Annotated in this window: 14 protein-coding genes; 11 read left to right on the forward strand and 3 right to left on the reverse strand. The window is 28.4% G+C overall.

What is annotated here, in order from left to right:
- The first annotated feature begins 28 nt into the window (after nucleotides 1-28).
- From HYG85_RS16955 to HYG85_RS16995, 9 genes are all read left to right on the forward strand, one after another.
- Nucleotides 29-1,828 (forward strand): ABC transporter ATP-binding protein, encoded by a 1,800-nt coding sequence (locus HYG85_RS16955; RefSeq protein ID WP_212690648.1) that lies wholly within the window; start codon nucleotides 29-31, stop codon nucleotides 1,826-1,828.
- Complete coding sequence (locus tag HYG85_RS16960; RefSeq protein ID WP_212690649.1) at nucleotides 1,822-3,660, forward strand: ABC transporter ATP-binding protein; 1,839 nt, start codon at nucleotides 1,822-1,824, stop codon at nucleotides 3,658-3,660. Before HYG85_RS16955 ends, HYG85_RS16960 begins: the two co-directional genes overlap by 7 nt.
- Nucleotides 3,661-3,920: 260 nt before the next feature.
- Nucleotides 3,921-5,099 carry a Ger(x)C family spore germination protein gene (locus HYG85_RS16965; RefSeq protein WP_212690650.1) on the forward strand — a complete coding sequence of 393 codons (1,179 nt, stop codon included), beginning with the start codon at nucleotides 3,921-3,923 and terminating at the stop codon, nucleotides 5,097-5,099.
- A gap of 26 nt (nucleotides 5,100-5,125) precedes the next feature.
- Nucleotides 5,126-6,604, forward strand: a complete 1,479-nt coding sequence (locus tag HYG85_RS16970) for a spore germination protein (RefSeq protein WP_212690651.1) — start codon at nucleotides 5,126-5,128, stop codon at nucleotides 6,602-6,604.
- 17 nt (nucleotides 6,605-6,621) lie between these two features.
- Nucleotides 6,622-6,834 (forward strand): hypothetical protein, encoded by a 213-nt coding sequence (locus tag HYG85_RS16975; RefSeq protein ID WP_113674229.1) that lies wholly within the window; start codon nucleotides 6,622-6,624, stop codon nucleotides 6,832-6,834.
- Between the two features lie 53 nt (nucleotides 6,835-6,887).
- Entirely contained in the window at nucleotides 6,888-7,979 is a 1,092-nt protein-coding gene (locus HYG85_RS16980; RefSeq protein WP_212690652.1) for a GerAB/ArcD/ProY family transporter, read from the forward strand.
- Between the two features lie 24 nt (nucleotides 7,980-8,003).
- The gene (locus HYG85_RS16985) at nucleotides 8,004-9,092 is read left to right on the forward strand and encodes a GerAB/ArcD/ProY family transporter (RefSeq protein ID WP_212690653.1); all 1,089 of its coding nucleotides are present in this window, start codon (nucleotides 8,004-8,006) and stop codon (nucleotides 9,090-9,092) included.
- A 152-nt stretch (nucleotides 9,093-9,244) separates the two neighbouring features.
- The gene (locus tag HYG85_RS16990) at nucleotides 9,245-9,721 is read left to right on the forward strand and encodes a VanZ family protein (RefSeq protein WP_212690654.1); all 477 of its coding nucleotides are present in this window, start codon (nucleotides 9,245-9,247) and stop codon (nucleotides 9,719-9,721) included.
- 45 nt (nucleotides 9,722-9,766) lie between these two features.
- Entirely contained in the window at nucleotides 9,767-10,099 is a 333-nt protein-coding gene (locus tag HYG85_RS16995) for a DUF6142 family protein (RefSeq protein ID WP_212690655.1), read from the forward strand.
- A 100-nt stretch (nucleotides 10,100-10,199) separates the two neighbouring features.
- Here HYG85_RS16995 and HYG85_RS17000 read toward each other — a convergent pair whose 3' ends face one another.
- Complete coding sequence (locus HYG85_RS17000) at nucleotides 10,200-10,991, reverse strand: ECF transporter S component (protein WP_212690656.1); 792 nt, start codon at nucleotides 10,989-10,991, stop codon at nucleotides 10,200-10,202.
- 115 nt (nucleotides 10,992-11,106) lie between these two features.
- Between HYG85_RS17000 and pdxR the strand changes: the two genes are divergently transcribed.
- Nucleotides 11,107-12,510: a MocR-like pyridoxine biosynthesis transcription factor PdxR gene (gene pdxR, locus HYG85_RS17005; RefSeq protein WP_212690657.1), complete on the forward strand. Its 1,404-nt coding sequence runs from the start codon at nucleotides 11,107-11,109 to the stop codon at nucleotides 12,508-12,510.
- 168 nt (nucleotides 12,511-12,678) lie between these two features.
- On the forward strand, nucleotides 12,679-13,179 hold the full coding sequence (locus HYG85_RS17010) for a response regulator (protein ID WP_113674236.1): 501 nt from the start codon (nucleotides 12,679-12,681) through the stop codon (nucleotides 13,177-13,179).
- A 94-nt stretch (nucleotides 13,180-13,273) separates the two neighbouring features.
- Here HYG85_RS17010 and HYG85_RS17015 read toward each other — a convergent pair whose 3' ends face one another.
- Together HYG85_RS17015 and HYG85_RS17020 are read right to left on the reverse strand one after the other, a co-directional pair.
- Nucleotides 13,274-13,843 (reverse strand): DUF4230 domain-containing protein, encoded by a 570-nt coding sequence (locus tag HYG85_RS17015; protein ID WP_212690658.1) that lies wholly within the window; start codon nucleotides 13,841-13,843, stop codon nucleotides 13,274-13,276.
- 36 nt (nucleotides 13,844-13,879) lie between these two features.
- Nucleotides 13,880-14,503, reverse strand: a complete 624-nt coding sequence (locus tag HYG85_RS17020; RefSeq protein WP_212690659.1) for a DUF4230 domain-containing protein — start codon at nucleotides 14,501-14,503, stop codon at nucleotides 13,880-13,882.
- Between the last annotated feature and the right edge of the window lie 158 nt (nucleotides 14,504-14,661).

Genomic DNA, 14,661 nt, shown 5'->3' on the forward strand with positions numbered 1-14,661 from the left:
AAATTCAAGTATATAGGGGGGGATTTAAGTGAGAGAAATATTTAAAGCGTATAAGCTTTTATTTGGGTTTGGAAAAAAGTATTGCAAATTACTCTTGTACAAAGTGTTTATATTGGCAATTATAGCAGGATTATTAGCACCTGTTGGAATTTATATTGATAAAGAAATTATAAATAGAGCCTTATTATCAGCAAAATTTAATAATTTCGAGATAAAAAGCCTTATACCATTATTTATAGCTTTTGCTATAATAGCTCTACTAAAACAATTTTTATCTGATCTTAGTTATGGATATTACAGTCAAAAATTTCAACTAGTCATTAGAACAAAAGTAAGAGGAGAATTACTAGAAAAAGCATCCAAAATAAAATATGAGTATTTTGAAGATGAAAAGACAGTGGAAATCATTGATAGGACATTTAATGATTTTGATAATTCAGTACGCTTACTATTTCCTATGTATGTTGTATATTTTCTTACAAGTTCAATATCTTTAGTTGGTTTTATTGTATTTACAGCCAAACAAGCTTGGTGGGTACCATTAGTGCTATTATTACCATTCTTTCCATATCTGTTTTTACAATATATTAAACGATATGACTTTTACAATGTAATAGAAAAATACTGGAAAAAAGATAGAATAAATGATATTCTTGCAGAATATTTAAAGAGCAGGAATTATATAAGAGAGCAGAGAATATTTAACTCTTTTAATTATTTAATAGATATCTATGAACAAAGAATAATAAAAAGGAATAAAGAGTTTGAAAAAGAGTATAAAAAATATTGGAAAGACAATCTTATATATAATCTGATTATTGATATTACTATTGTTATAAACCTATTAATTCAACTGTATATGCTACTTACTAATAATCCTAACACAAGTATAGGATTATTTATTGCATTATCAGGGCAGATTCTTGGGTTAAAAGGATTATATTCAGGCTTAATAGTACCTATTTTATCAAGTGTAAGGCAGATGAGATATATTAATTTTTACTATAAGTTCTATGAATTCGAGAACACTAAAAGTGGTAGTATAAATATAGTACCAAAAGAGATAGAAATAGAATTTAGTGATGTATATTTTAAATATCCAGGAACAGATAAATACATATTAAATGGTGTATCATTTAAAATTCCAAAAGGTAAAAAGATATCTTTAGTTGGTGCTAACGGCGAAGGTAAAACAACTCTAATAAAATTATTACTAGGATTATTTGAACCAACTAGTGGACATATATTACTTAATAATATACTACTTGATGATTATTCTGAAGAAGCTAGATGTAATATATTTGCACCGATATTCCAAGATTTTTATAAATACTCTTTATCATTAAAAGAAAACATTGCTGTAGGAAGTATTGATAATATTGATAATTATAAAATGATATGTGAAGCTGCTGAAAGTGCGGGGGTAACCCAATTTTTATATAAACTTCCTAATAGTTATGATTCACAATTGAATCGTGATTTTACTGAGGGGGTTGATTTATCAGGAGGTCAGTGGCAGCGTATAGCACTAGCTCGAGCTTTTATGGGTAACAAACCATGTATACTTCTTGATGAACCTACGTCCCAACTTGATCCAATGGCTGAAGCTAAGTTATATGAAGAATTTTCTAATATTATAAAAGATAAAACCTCCATCTTTATTACTCATAGATTAGCATCTACTAAAATAACTGATAAGATATTTGTGCTAAAAGATGGTAAAATAGAAGAAGAAGGTAGCCATGATGAGTTAATGACTCATATGGGTATATATTATGACATGTTTAATTCTCAACGCAGCTGGTATAAGGAGGAGAATATATGTTAGATAAAACTAATAAAATAGAAGAACAGTTAAATAATAAAGTACTAAAAGGAAGTTATAAGGATATCTTCAGATTATTTAAATATATGTTTTCATCTTCATTTGCTGCATGTAATTTATTTATGTCATTTTTAATACTTGTGAGCTTTTTAACGCCACTATCAGCTTATCTATGGAAAATACTTTTAGATTTAATAGATAATTATAGTATCAACAAAAGCAGCATAATAAATATAGTCTTAGCGTTACTTGGATATTATTTAATTATATATATAACTGATTTTTTAAAACGATCAACTCAAGTAACAGGTGAAACAGCCGAAAGATTAGATGTAGTACAATCTAACTGGCTCCAATGCCATTTAAATAAAAAAATATATACCAAATTATCTAATCTATCAATAGAACTAATGGAAGTTCCTGCTATTAATGATATGATTAATAGAACCTTGAATTATGTAGGTAAACCAAAGGGGTGGGGTAATAGCAATTTACAAATGAGTGTATTACTACCTTTTTATAATGTAATTGCTAAAATAATAAGTATAGTAATCATATCAATAACACTTTGTGTTTTTAGTCCTTGGCTGTGTTTTATTATATTATTTGTTCCAATACCATTGATATTTACACAAATGAAGGTTGCAGAAAGAATATTTAAAGTTAATAGAGATAATACAATCCACTATAGAAAAGCAGAATACTATCAAGACTTATTATTAAAAAACGCTGTAAAAGAAGTAAAAACCCTTAGAATCACAAATTTCCTATACAATAAATGGCATGACGCAGTTGAATTATATTCTAAAAAAGAAATGTCAATTCAACTTAAAAACCAGCTAATTAATTTATTTAATATTACACTAAATAGTTTAGTAGGCATCTTTGGTAGTATATTTGCAATAACATTACTTGCTCGTGGCGACATTTCAATAGGCGAGTTTGGATGTGTTATGGCTTTAATAAATGTATTGCTGGTAGATACAACTTCATTATTTAATAACATCGGTACTATTTTAACTAAAAAACTTGACTGCTCACAGTTTTTTGAATTAATAGATATAGAATCAGAAAAAGCCATTGGTGAAACTATAGAAGAAATACACGAAATAAGTATTGACAATATATCTTATCGTTACCCGAATACTAAAAGATACGTGTTGAAAGATGTGAATATTAAAATAAATAAGGGCGAAACAATTGCTTTAGTAGGAGAAAATGGTGCTGGAAAATCAACGTTTGTAAAATTACTTACAGGAATATTATCACCATCAAAAGGCGAAATATATATAAATAGTAAACCACTTAGTGGATGTAATATTAATAACTACTATAATGAAACTTCAATAGTATCTCAAACACCTGCCAAATATTATACATTTACTGTACTGGATAACGTTAAAATGGGAGATGCTACTAGAATATCAGATGACGAAAAAGCAATAGAAGCTATTAAGTTTTCTGGTTTTACAAAAGAGTATAATAATATTCTTGGTAAGGATATAGGAGGGGGAGAGCTATCAGGAGGAGAATGGCAAAAAATTTCTATTGCTAAAGCATATTTTAAAGATAAAGATTTTCTTGTACTTGATGAACCTACAAGTAACTTAGATCCACTTGCTGAAACAGAAATATTTAAAAAATATATGAAAATGGCAGAGGATAAAACTGTTTTTATTGTAACTCATAGAATAAGTTTAGCTGCATTAGCAGAGAGAATATTAGTTTTTAAAGATGGTAAGATTATAGAAGTAGGTAATCACAAAGAATTAATAGAAAAAAATGGTGAGTATGCTAGATTATATAATACACAGGCAAAATGGTATAAGAGGTAAGTAAATCTTATATTAATATTTTGAAAGTTGACAAAACATATATTGAGCCTTTGTTTATCATGAACAGTGATAATATAAGGGCTTTTTTTATATGAGTTATTCATTCATATTGAAATTATTAAGGCTCGTTACCTTATGGTGTTAAGGAGAGCAATAATTGAATTATGGATTAAATTTCATTATCAGAATAATAAATACATATTATGGGATAATATTTATTAAGTCTAAGTATTATAGTTTAACAATAGGAGGATATAATTTTGAGGAAAAAAATTTGTTTTGTGGCAGTATATTTTATTACATGTATCCTATTAGTTGGCTGTTGGGATTATAGAGAAATAGATGAGGTAGAGATAGTGTTAGGGCTTGGAGTAGATTCCCATATCACTCCTTCTGAGGAAGTAGATAAATTATCTGAGACTCAATTCCTTGTTACATATGAAATAGTTGGTATAGAAAGTGAACAAGGTCAGTTAAAAAGCAGGGTTTTAAAGGATGAAGGAGATACGTTATATAGAGCCATCAGAAAAATAATTGAAAAGAATGGTAAACAAGTATATCTAGCTCATACAAAAATATTAATAATCAGTGAAGAGTTAGCAAGGGAAGGCATAACTGAAATATTAGACTACACAATGAGAGATGCAGAATATAGACCAGATGTACATGTACTCATAACAGATAATTGTGATGCAGGAGAAATGTTCAAAGATGACGCTACTGATGTAGCTAGTATGAGATTAAACGATACATTAAAAAATCAAAATAAAATAGGTACATTTGAATCTTCTACAGTATGGAATATAATAGATAAAATGACCAAAAAAGGTTTTGAACCAGCTATTCCTTTAATTAGAATGGATAAGGAACATGTGGATGGGAATTTAATACACATTGTAGGTGGAACTGCTGTTTTTAAAGCATCAAAAATGGTAGGAAAATTATCAGAAGATGAAACATTGTATTATCTTTTTATTGACAATGAAATCAAGAATCAACCCTTATCCATAGAATATTACTTTGAAGATCAACTAGGGCATATTTCACTGGAAATATTGTCTAATGAAACAAAAGTAACTCCAGTAGTAAATGGAGAGTCCCTTGGAGTTAATATTGCAGTTGATTGCAAAGTAGCCATAAATGAGTTGAGTCACCAAATAGATATTCTAGATGAAAAGGATAGAAGTGATATAGAGATGAATGCTGAGAAAGATATTGAAGAAGGTATAACGGAATTAATTACTCACGTTCAAAAAGATTATAATTCAGATATATTCGGATTTGGAGATTTAATTAAAAGACAAAAAAACAAAACATGGAAAAAGGTTGAAAAAGATTGGGATAATATTTTTCAGACTTTAAAAATAACCACAGATATAAATGTGCAAATTGAGAGGTCAGCATTATCATCTCACTCAATAGAAATTGATAAATACTAGACTTATAAAGCTAAGGAGCCTTATATATGAATAAAATATTTAACAAAAGTTTAACTTATAATATTGATTTGTTTAAGAAAGAATTCAAGGATGATGATAGCATCGTTTATCGATTGTTTCAGAATGAAGGAAGTAAAAAAAAGTTTTGCCTGATTTATGTTAAGAGCATGGTTAATGATGAAGTAATGTCTGATAATATATTTAAGCCTATAATGAGTGCAGATATAAAAAGACATGAAAATAGTACAGAATTTATGGATTATGTTGTTAACAAGATAGTAAGTATCAACGAAGTAGAGAAATCAAGTGATTTTACAACTCTTGTTGAAAATCTATATATAGGAAAAAGTATATTATTTATTGATGGTTTTGCAAAAGGTGCTATATTAAACACTCTTGACTGGTCTTCAAGGTCTATTAATGAGCCAATATCAGAGACTATAATCAAAGGACCAAGGGAAGGTTTTAATGAAGTTATATATACGAATATTTCTTTGATCAGAAGGAGAATTGTATCTCAACATTTAAAAGTCAAATTTAGAGAGATTGGAAATATAACTAAAACAAAAGTATGCATCTGTTATATAGAGGAGATTGCTAAAGATGAGATTGTGAAAGAAGTAGAGAGAAGATTGGATAAGATTGATATAGACGGTATATTGGATACTGGTTATATTGAAGAATTCATAACTGATGAACCAATATCATTATTTAAGACATTATTCTCAACAGAGAAACCTGATACTGTATGTGGCAAATTACTTGAAGGAAGAGTAGCTATTATATGTAATGGGTCACCTTCTGTAATTACTACACCATTTGTTTTTATTGAATACTTTCAAGTGGATGAAGATTATTATCAGCAATATTATTTTGCTACATTTAATAGAATGCTTCGATATTTAGCATTTTTTCTTACTACTAGTGTTCCAGCTATTTATATTGCACTGACTAACTATCACCAAGAATTAATACCTACCCCGTTAATATTAAGTATATTTGAAGCTAGGCAAGGTATACCTTTCCCGTCGTTTTTAGAAGCTTTTATAATGATTATTGTATTTGAATTGATAAGGGAATCAGGTATTAGGATATCTAAATATAGTGGTTCGGCTATAAGTATCGTAGGTGCTCTTGTAGTTGGTGAAGCAGCAGTACAAGCTAGATTGGTCAGCCAGCCTATGATAATCGTGATCGGTATAACGGGAATAGCTAATTTCTTGTTGCCTAAGATGGCCAATTCAACCATTTTCATTAGAATAATTTTCTTGTTTTTAGCTTCAATATTAGGTTTATATGGATATATTTTTGGAGTAATATTCTTAAGTCTTCATTTATTCTCTATTAGAAGCTTTGGTATACCATATATGTTGAATGTTGATTCAATGGAAGATGCAATAAACATGAAAGATGCATATATTAGGGCGCCGTGGTGGTATATGGATATGAGAGGCAAATTAATTTCTAAAAAAAGAAATAGGAAGAAAAATATAGCCAAAAATTAATAGAAACAGGTGAAGGTATGTATCTAAAAGGTTTAATAGTAGTTGTTATTTTCGCTGTAATTGGAATTACAGAGATAGTGCCACTAAAAAAAAATAAAGATAAAAAGGAACTTACAATATATACTTTGTTTTTTGCAGCAGCTTTTGTGCTTATGTTTTTATATAGTATTGGTGTTGAAATACCTAAAATATCAAAAGGCTTGAATACAATAATTGAAAAAATTATATAACTCTATAATGTTTACATTGCATTTATAAAGGGAAATGGTAAAGTGGTGAGGTTATGGATAAAACGGTGATGTCTAATAAACAAGGCATATGTTTAATAATTTTATTTATGTCTAGTAGCTCGTTGGTACTATCTTCAGCTAGTGAAGCCAGAAGAGATATATGGATTGCGATATTATTAGGTCTTGCTATAGCTGTCTTAATCGTTTCAATGTATAGTAGAGTACTATCTAAATTTCCGGATAAGAATTTATATGAAATAAATATTAGTGTTTTTGGGAGAATTATCGGTTCCATAATAAATCTCATCTTTACACTTTACTCATTTTACCTGGGAGCTTTGGTATTAAAAAATTTTAGCTTATTTATAGGTGTTGTAGGATTAGAGTTCACACCTCTAAGCGTGGTGTCTTCTGCAGTAATAATAATTATTATTTATGGTGTCAAAGAAGGTTTAGAAGTATTAGGACGTTGGTCAGCTTTTTTTGCAAAAATAGTTTTTCCAATTATTATAATCGTAACGTTATTAATGCTTAATATGGTAGATGTCAATAATCTTAAACCTATTCTAGGGGATGGTATAGGACCTGTATTGGATGGTACATTCTCAATAATTACTTTTCCATATGCGGAGCTAGTCATTTTTGTATTAATTTTTAATAGTAAAATGTTTAAAGGTGGCAATAATATATATAAAACTTTTATATATGGTTTACTATTAGGAGGCTTTCTTATTAGCGCTATTGTAATAGGAGCTTATCTTGCTATTGGACCTTTTGCTTATGAAAGCAGCTATTTTCCAATATACTCAGCCGTTAGTAGAATTAATATTAGGGATGTTTTGCAGAGGATTGAAATAATTATAGCTGTTACTTTCATGATTGGTGGATTTATAAAAATCAGCGCTTGTCTATTAGCTTGTTGCAATGGCATAGTTAATATACTTAAATTAAAAGATTATAAGTTCATTGTGACTCCAGTAAGTTTGCTTTTATTAGTAATTTCACTTACAACATATCAAAGTATGCTGGATATGGTAACAGAGCTTAAGAATTTTAGATATGTAGCTTTAATTGTACAGATTATATTACCTTTAGTAATATTTATTATTATTGAGATAAAATCAAGGTTGTCAAAAAGCAAATAATGATTATAGAAATGGTGATTTCCTGTGAAAGAAGTAATTTCAAACCGTCAAGGTATAAGTATGATTATTTTATTAATGTTATCAGAGTCATTTGTTATAAATCCTATTACAGACCCCAATTCAGATATATGGATATCAATACTGATAGCTATAGGGATAACATGTCTTATTGTAGTAGTATATTGTAGAATTTTGGTTAGATATCCTGGTAAGAACTTATATGAAATTCTTATTACAGTTTTTGGAAAGATTATAGGAAATGTCATAAGTATATTATATGTTCTATATTGCTTTTATGTGGGAGCCTTGGTATTAAGTACGTTCATTTTATTTACAAATGTAGTAGGACTGATTAATACTCCAAAATCAATAATTGCTATTGGAGTTATATTATTAGTTATTATTGGTTTAAAATATGGATTAGAAGTAATGGGTAGATGGTCAGAATTTTCTGTAAGAATTATCTATCCAATTATATTATTAACTATCCCCTTAATGTTGACTATGGTTGAAGCGTTCAATTTGACTCCAGTCCTTGCTGATGGTATTCAGCCAATAGCAAAGGGAGCTATGGAAATGATAACTTTTCCATTTGCTGAAGTAATTACATTGATCCTTATATTTAGTACTAAAAGCATAAGTAAATCAAAAAGTATATATAAAGTATTTATTTATGGATTGCTGTTAGGAGGATTCGTTTTATTTTGTACTCACGTTAGTGCTTATCTGTGTTTAGGGAAGTACGCTTATTCTAGTAGCTATTTTCCTATTTATTCAGCGGTAAGTAGGATCAATATTGGTGATATATTGCAAAGGATTGAGGCTATAATAGCTATTATTTTTATAATGAGCGGTTTTGTTAAAATAGCTATTTATTTGTTAGCTGGTTGTAAAGGAGTTGCCGTTTTATTGAAACTTGAGGATTATAAGTTTATTGTTACACCTCTTAGTATAATAACCCTTGTTGTATCTCTTACTACGGTATCAAATATTATGGAGTTGAATTTTCACATATATTATTACAACTATATGGCTATACTTATGCAGATAATAATTCCAATTATCACACTTATAGCAGTAGAAATTAAATGTAGGTTCATAGAAAAGAAATAATAAATTTCATTTTGAATATTATAATTTATGATTTTTATTGATATATTATAAAAGTAGCTAAATAAAGGTAAAATAACCTAGTTTAAAGATAATGTATATGGTATAATAAAATTTGAATGACAAATCAATTTGACGTAAATCAGGGGGTTATAATGAGTACTATTCATTCAAATGAATTCAGAAAAATGTTTAGAATAATTAGTTTTATTCTTTTTATTATATATTTAATAATACTAATCAATGTATTATTTTTAGATGCTAGATATGGTAGGATTACTGGCTTGAAAGGGTATAACTTAGAACCATTCAGGACAATCAAAAACTATTTAAAATATAGTGGAACCAATGCCATCATGACTAATATTTTTGGTAATATACTTGCATTTATGCCTTTAGGATTTTTTGTGCCTATATTATTTAGACGAACAAGATTTTTTATATTAATGATATTAATTAGCGGATTTGTAAGTTTGGCAGTAGAAGTACTGCAATATCACTATGCAGTTGGAAGTTTTGACGTGGATGATATTATACTCAATACTCTTGGTGGGTTCATTGGGTATTTGATTTTTAGGATCTGTTATTATATATATTATGGCATAAAATATTTGAAAGATAAGAAAAACTAAATATTTAGAGAAAAAGGGTTTCAATAAATAAAGGATAGGGAGAATATGGAAGATAAGAAGATTACATTACGATTAAATAATAAAAAACAGTCTGGACATGGAATAGCTTCTTTTGCATTAGGGATCACATCTTTGATATTATTTCTAAGTGCAGTAGGAATATCTGCTTTTGGGGATAGAAGTACAGATAGTATTACTTTAACTATAGGGCTTGTTGAGATAATAGGATTTATTGTATGTATAGTTGGAATTATATATGGAGTGATTGGAGAACTATCAAAAGATACATTCAAAACTTTTGCTCATATAGGCATAGGTATAAATCTTGTAATGATGATATTTCATGTATTGGTGATTATATACGGTTTTGGAGGATAATTTTTACTTACATATAACAAATGAAACTTCTATAACATAAAAAAGGGGCTGTAGAATAATATATTTAACTTTAATATATTATCCGACAGTCCTTTTTTATCTATTTTAATGGGATTGACAATTTGCTTTTATTTAATCCTGCAACTATAAGATTAGCTATAATAAGACCCATTATAAACTGTACCATATTCCAAGGTAATGAGAATATAGGAACAATATAATTGCCAGTCATTATATATGAAGCTATATAATAACCAAAAACCATAAAAGTTCCAGCTATAACAAAACCAAAAGTATATGCAGGCTTGAATTTTATATTATTCAATTTAGCTACCAGTAAAGATAGACCTAAAATAATTAACGGAATCAGTATTGTTATTATAAGAAGCTGTGTTTCAACTCTATTGGTTAGACTTATCAATTCCTCAACAGAATCCAATTCGAGTTCATCTAGTAGATTGTTATTTAGTGCATTGGTTTCTAGAGATATTTTACTAGAAAGAATATTTCTAAGTATAACATTGAATATGGCAAATCCACCAGCGAAAACAATACTTAAATAAATGTACATTTTCTTTCTGAATTTTTCGCTTACACATATTCCTACAATTGCTCCCATCAAAGCTTTTATAATCAAAGTGGGAATAGCCCAATGTGCATATCCTCCAATTACATCTGCTAGTGCAGAACCTACTCCAGCAGCGAAAGCACCATATTTCCATCCTAGTAGAATAGCTGCAATAAAAATCATACTATCGCCAAGATGAATATAACCATTTGTAAAAGGAACTGGAACTTTTATAACCAAAGTTGCTAGTAATACAAGGGCAGTCATTAATCCTGTATAAGTAATTTTTTTAATGTCGCTAGATTCAAAATATGTATTTTTCATCAGTGTCACCTTGCCTTTTTTCAAAATTTATATATACTATATAATATAAGTGTGTATTTTAAAAGTGACAGTTTTGCTTGAAACGAAAGGGACAGTTTTTGGAAAGGGTGAAAATATGATTGATTTGGTACCAAATCTGGATGTGACTTTAGATAAACCATTATATGTTCAATTATATGAATACATAAGAAACGAGATAATAGGAGAAAACATTATTCAAAATGAAAAATTACCCTCAATTAGACAGCTATCAGGGAGTCTTGATATAAGTAAAACAACTATTGAAAATGCCTATCAGCAATTACTTGTGGAAGGGTATTTGTATAGTTTGCCCCAAAAAGGATATTATGCAAGTGCATTTGATAAAACTTATGTAAACAGTAAGAAAAATGAAACAGAATACGTTGCAGAACAAAAAGTTAAAAAAATGGTTAAATATGATCTTAAAAACGAGTATGTTGAAGAAATGAACTTTGATTTTAATTTATGGCGAAAATATATGAATCGTATTCTTAATTATGATTACCAAAAACTATATAAATCTACAGATGTGCAAGGTGAGATGGAACTAAGGCAGGAGATTGTAAAATATGTTAGAAGATCAAGAGGTGTAACAGCGGATGCCAGCAGAGTTATCATAGGTGGAGGTGTTCAATACTTATTGAACATACTTAGTACATTAATGAAAAAAATTCATATTGATGAATGTGCTTTTGAAGATCCTGGATTCAATAGAGCCAAAAATATATTTATGCATAACAGTTTTGATATAATACCTATACCTATAAAAGACGATGGAATCGATCTGAAAGTGCTAAAAAATTCTAATTCAAAATTATGCTACGTAAGTCCTTCACATCAATTTCCTACTGGAACGGTCATGTCTGTTGACCAGAGAATAAAACTATTGAAGTGGGCAAGTGAGAATGATGGTTATATAATTGAAGATGATTATAACAGCGAGTTAAGATACTATGGAAAGCCCATACCTTCAATGCAGAGTTTTGATAAAGATGGAAATGTCATATATTTGGGTTCATTCTCTACAGTGCTGGTTCCTTCTATAAGAATAAGTTACATGATTTTACCAAGAAAGTTAATCAACCTATATAATGAGAGTAAAAACAGATATACACAGACAACTTCCAAGACAGAACAGTTGGCTTTAGCACTTTTTATGAAAGAAGGCATGTTTGAGAAACATATCAGGAGACTTAAAAAAAATTATACCAAAAAAAATCAAATATTGATTCAAGCAATAAAAAACTATATGGGAGATAAAGTTCAGATTGGCGGAATGGATTCAGGGTTGCATATGCTGATAAATGTTGATACAAAATTATCTGAACAGGAAATAATAGAAAAAGCATTGGATAGGGAAATTTTGATATCTGGTATTTCAGAATATACTATAGTAAAAAAAATTCAAAAAAGTCCCATATTGATTTTATCATATAAAGGAATAGAGATTGATAATATTGAAAAAGCTGTTGAATCTCTTAGTAAAATTTGTTTCTAATGAAAATAAATTTTTATTGACCAAGGCATTTTTTTATAATAAAAATAAGCTGTATGTGATATACTATAAGTATGTGAGTATTGATGATAGAATTAATATAATAAGTAGTTTTTGCTTATAAAATAAGTTTTATTGTTATATTTTTAAATCAAACAGGAGCTGATTGATGTGAGAAAAAGAGCACTACTTGTAAATGATTCTAGATTTGAAAGTTTAATAATGAAAGATATGTTAAACAATCTAGGTTATGATGTTGAACTTGCAGATGAATTTGATGCATTATACGAAGCAGAGCAGTTTGAGCCTAATATTGTTATTGTTAATTATATTATGAGGAAAACTCGTGGAGATAAATTAATCAAAGATATTAAATCTACTATACCTGATAGTAAATGTTTGTTATCATCCAGCAATTCAATCAGACATGATAAAATCGAAGATAGTGTTGATGGAATTCTACACACTCCATTATCCATGTTTACTTTAAAAGATAGTCTTAAAAGAGTTGGGGAAGAAGAAGATATTATACATTTTGTTGGAAAAGATGAAATATCTGCACATATAAAATATTGTCCTCATTGTGCAAGTAACCTAAGTGATTTTAACCAAAGTATTACTTTTTGCCCATATTGCGGTCAAATCATTAGACAAAAAGCATCTAATAAATAAGTTAATGATTTTTAAATCAAATATCCCCTAACCTGGGGATATTTGAATGTTTGGTTATAATAACATATTGGGTATTCTTATATCCAACAATTAATTAATAATACTCAAATTTGATTTCAGATAGATCATAGTTGATAAATAAATTTTTTATGATATCCTGTATATTTTCATCTGCCTTCACTAAGAAAGTATTGGATATTCTTTTTTTGATTTTATTAATCCTATCAATTTCCCATTTTTTCTTCTTATTATAATCTATTTTGGTTCCCCAACCGCTTTTATCTTCTTCGTGAACCTTACGTTTGTAATCACTATCGTCAATAAAATAAGCATGCTCCAATTTAATAGTTACTATATCATCTTTTCGTTTAATATCAAGATTGTCAAGATTAATCCCTGCAGTTAGCTCTCCTTCTATTGTTGCCATATAGTAATCTCCTGTATGAGGTTTTGGCTTTCCATGAACAACTAGATCCTTATAATAATATTTCATTGAACATAACTCTGCGATATCTCTTATTTCTTCTGATAATAATTCTGTGGAGATAATTGTTTTATGACTAAATATTTTATCGAACAAATTGAAATGCAGATGTTTTATGCCTATGAAAATCAAAATACATAGTATTACAACACTCACTATTTTAGTTATAATGGATTTCATGTTTTACACCTTCCTTAATGATTATTAATAGCTTTGTTAATCAACTTCACTATATACAAACTCTACTTTTTGAATATTTGGATTTGCTCCTTTTACTATTTTTGTTAAGATTTTTTCACCATTTATTTTGGCATCTTTTAACAATCCTTCTCTAACTCTTTTCTCAGTATCTTCCTTAACTTCTTTATATTCTTCTTGTATCATGTCATTACTGATATCTGCAAATAAGCCTTTTTCGTCTAATACGGCATTTTCTGAAACTATAGTATTTGATAATATTTGTGGGTCATCCAATTTAACAATGACATCACTTTTATTTTTTTTGATTTTCATTTCAATATTATCAGTCTTGTAACCTGCTTTTATAATACCTTCAAAGACTATTGCTAGTTTTTCTTTTGAGTTAAATCCAAATATATAGTTTCTTACATCTTCAATACGGAGTAGTTCCTGATAGTAATATTCTTTGGTCCTTAGTTCACCAATCTTAACTGCTTTGTTAACATTATCTAAATCATTTTTCATTTTTATATAGTCATAATTTAAGTGAATTATTATTCCTGCAATAACCAATATTGGAATAACTGCAGCTAACAAATATTTAATAGAGAATTTGTTTTTAGCTTTTTTAGCTTGTTTTTTTGTGCTTTTTGTAGGCATTTAATTTCCCCCTTGATTATTTTATTGATCTTGTTAACTTTATTAAGTTTTATCTGAGTTAATTATGAATAGCATTATGATAGTTTTCTTGAGAGAATGGTTAATTATAGCTATGATTTAAGAAAAATAGTACGAGAGATTTAGCTAGATATGTAAGA

The sequence above is a fragment of the Vallitalea guaymasensis genome, assembly GCF_018141425.1.
Lineage (GTDB): Bacteria > Bacillota > Clostridia > Lachnospirales > Vallitaleaceae > Vallitalea > Vallitalea guaymasensis.

Coding starts and splice junctions, on each gene's coding strand:
- HYG85_RS16975 (WP_113674229.1), top strand. CDS start 6,622: ATGTATCTAAAAGGTTTAATAGTAGTTGTTATTTTCGCTGTAATTGGA.
- HYG85_RS16970 (WP_212690651.1), top strand. CDS start 5,126: ATGAATAAAATATTTAACAAAAGTTTAACTTATAATATTGATTTGTTT.
- HYG85_RS16980 (WP_212690652.1), top strand. CDS start 6,888: ATGGATAAAACGGTGATGTCTAATAAACAAGGCATATGTTTAATAATT.
- HYG85_RS16990 (WP_212690654.1), top strand. CDS start 9,245: ATGAGTACTATTCATTCAAATGAATTCAGAAAAATGTTTAGAATAATT.
- HYG85_RS17015 (WP_212690658.1), bottom strand. CDS start 13,843: ATGAAATCCATTATAACTAAAATAGTGAGTGTTGTAATACTATGTATT.
- pdxR (WP_212690657.1), top strand. CDS start 11,107: ATGATTGATTTGGTACCAAATCTGGATGTGACTTTAGATAAACCATTA.
- HYG85_RS16960 (WP_212690649.1), top strand. CDS start 1,822: ATGTTAGATAAAACTAATAAAATAGAAGAACAGTTAAATAATAAAGTA.
- HYG85_RS17000 (WP_212690656.1), bottom strand. CDS start 10,991: ATGAAAAATACATATTTTGAATCTAGCGACATTAAAAAAATTACTTAT.
- HYG85_RS17020 (WP_212690659.1), bottom strand. CDS start 14,503: ATGCCTACAAAAAGCACAAAAAAACAAGCTAAAAAAGCTAAAAACAAA.
- HYG85_RS16995 (WP_212690655.1), top strand. CDS start 9,767: ATGGAAGATAAGAAGATTACATTACGATTAAATAATAAAAAACAGTCT.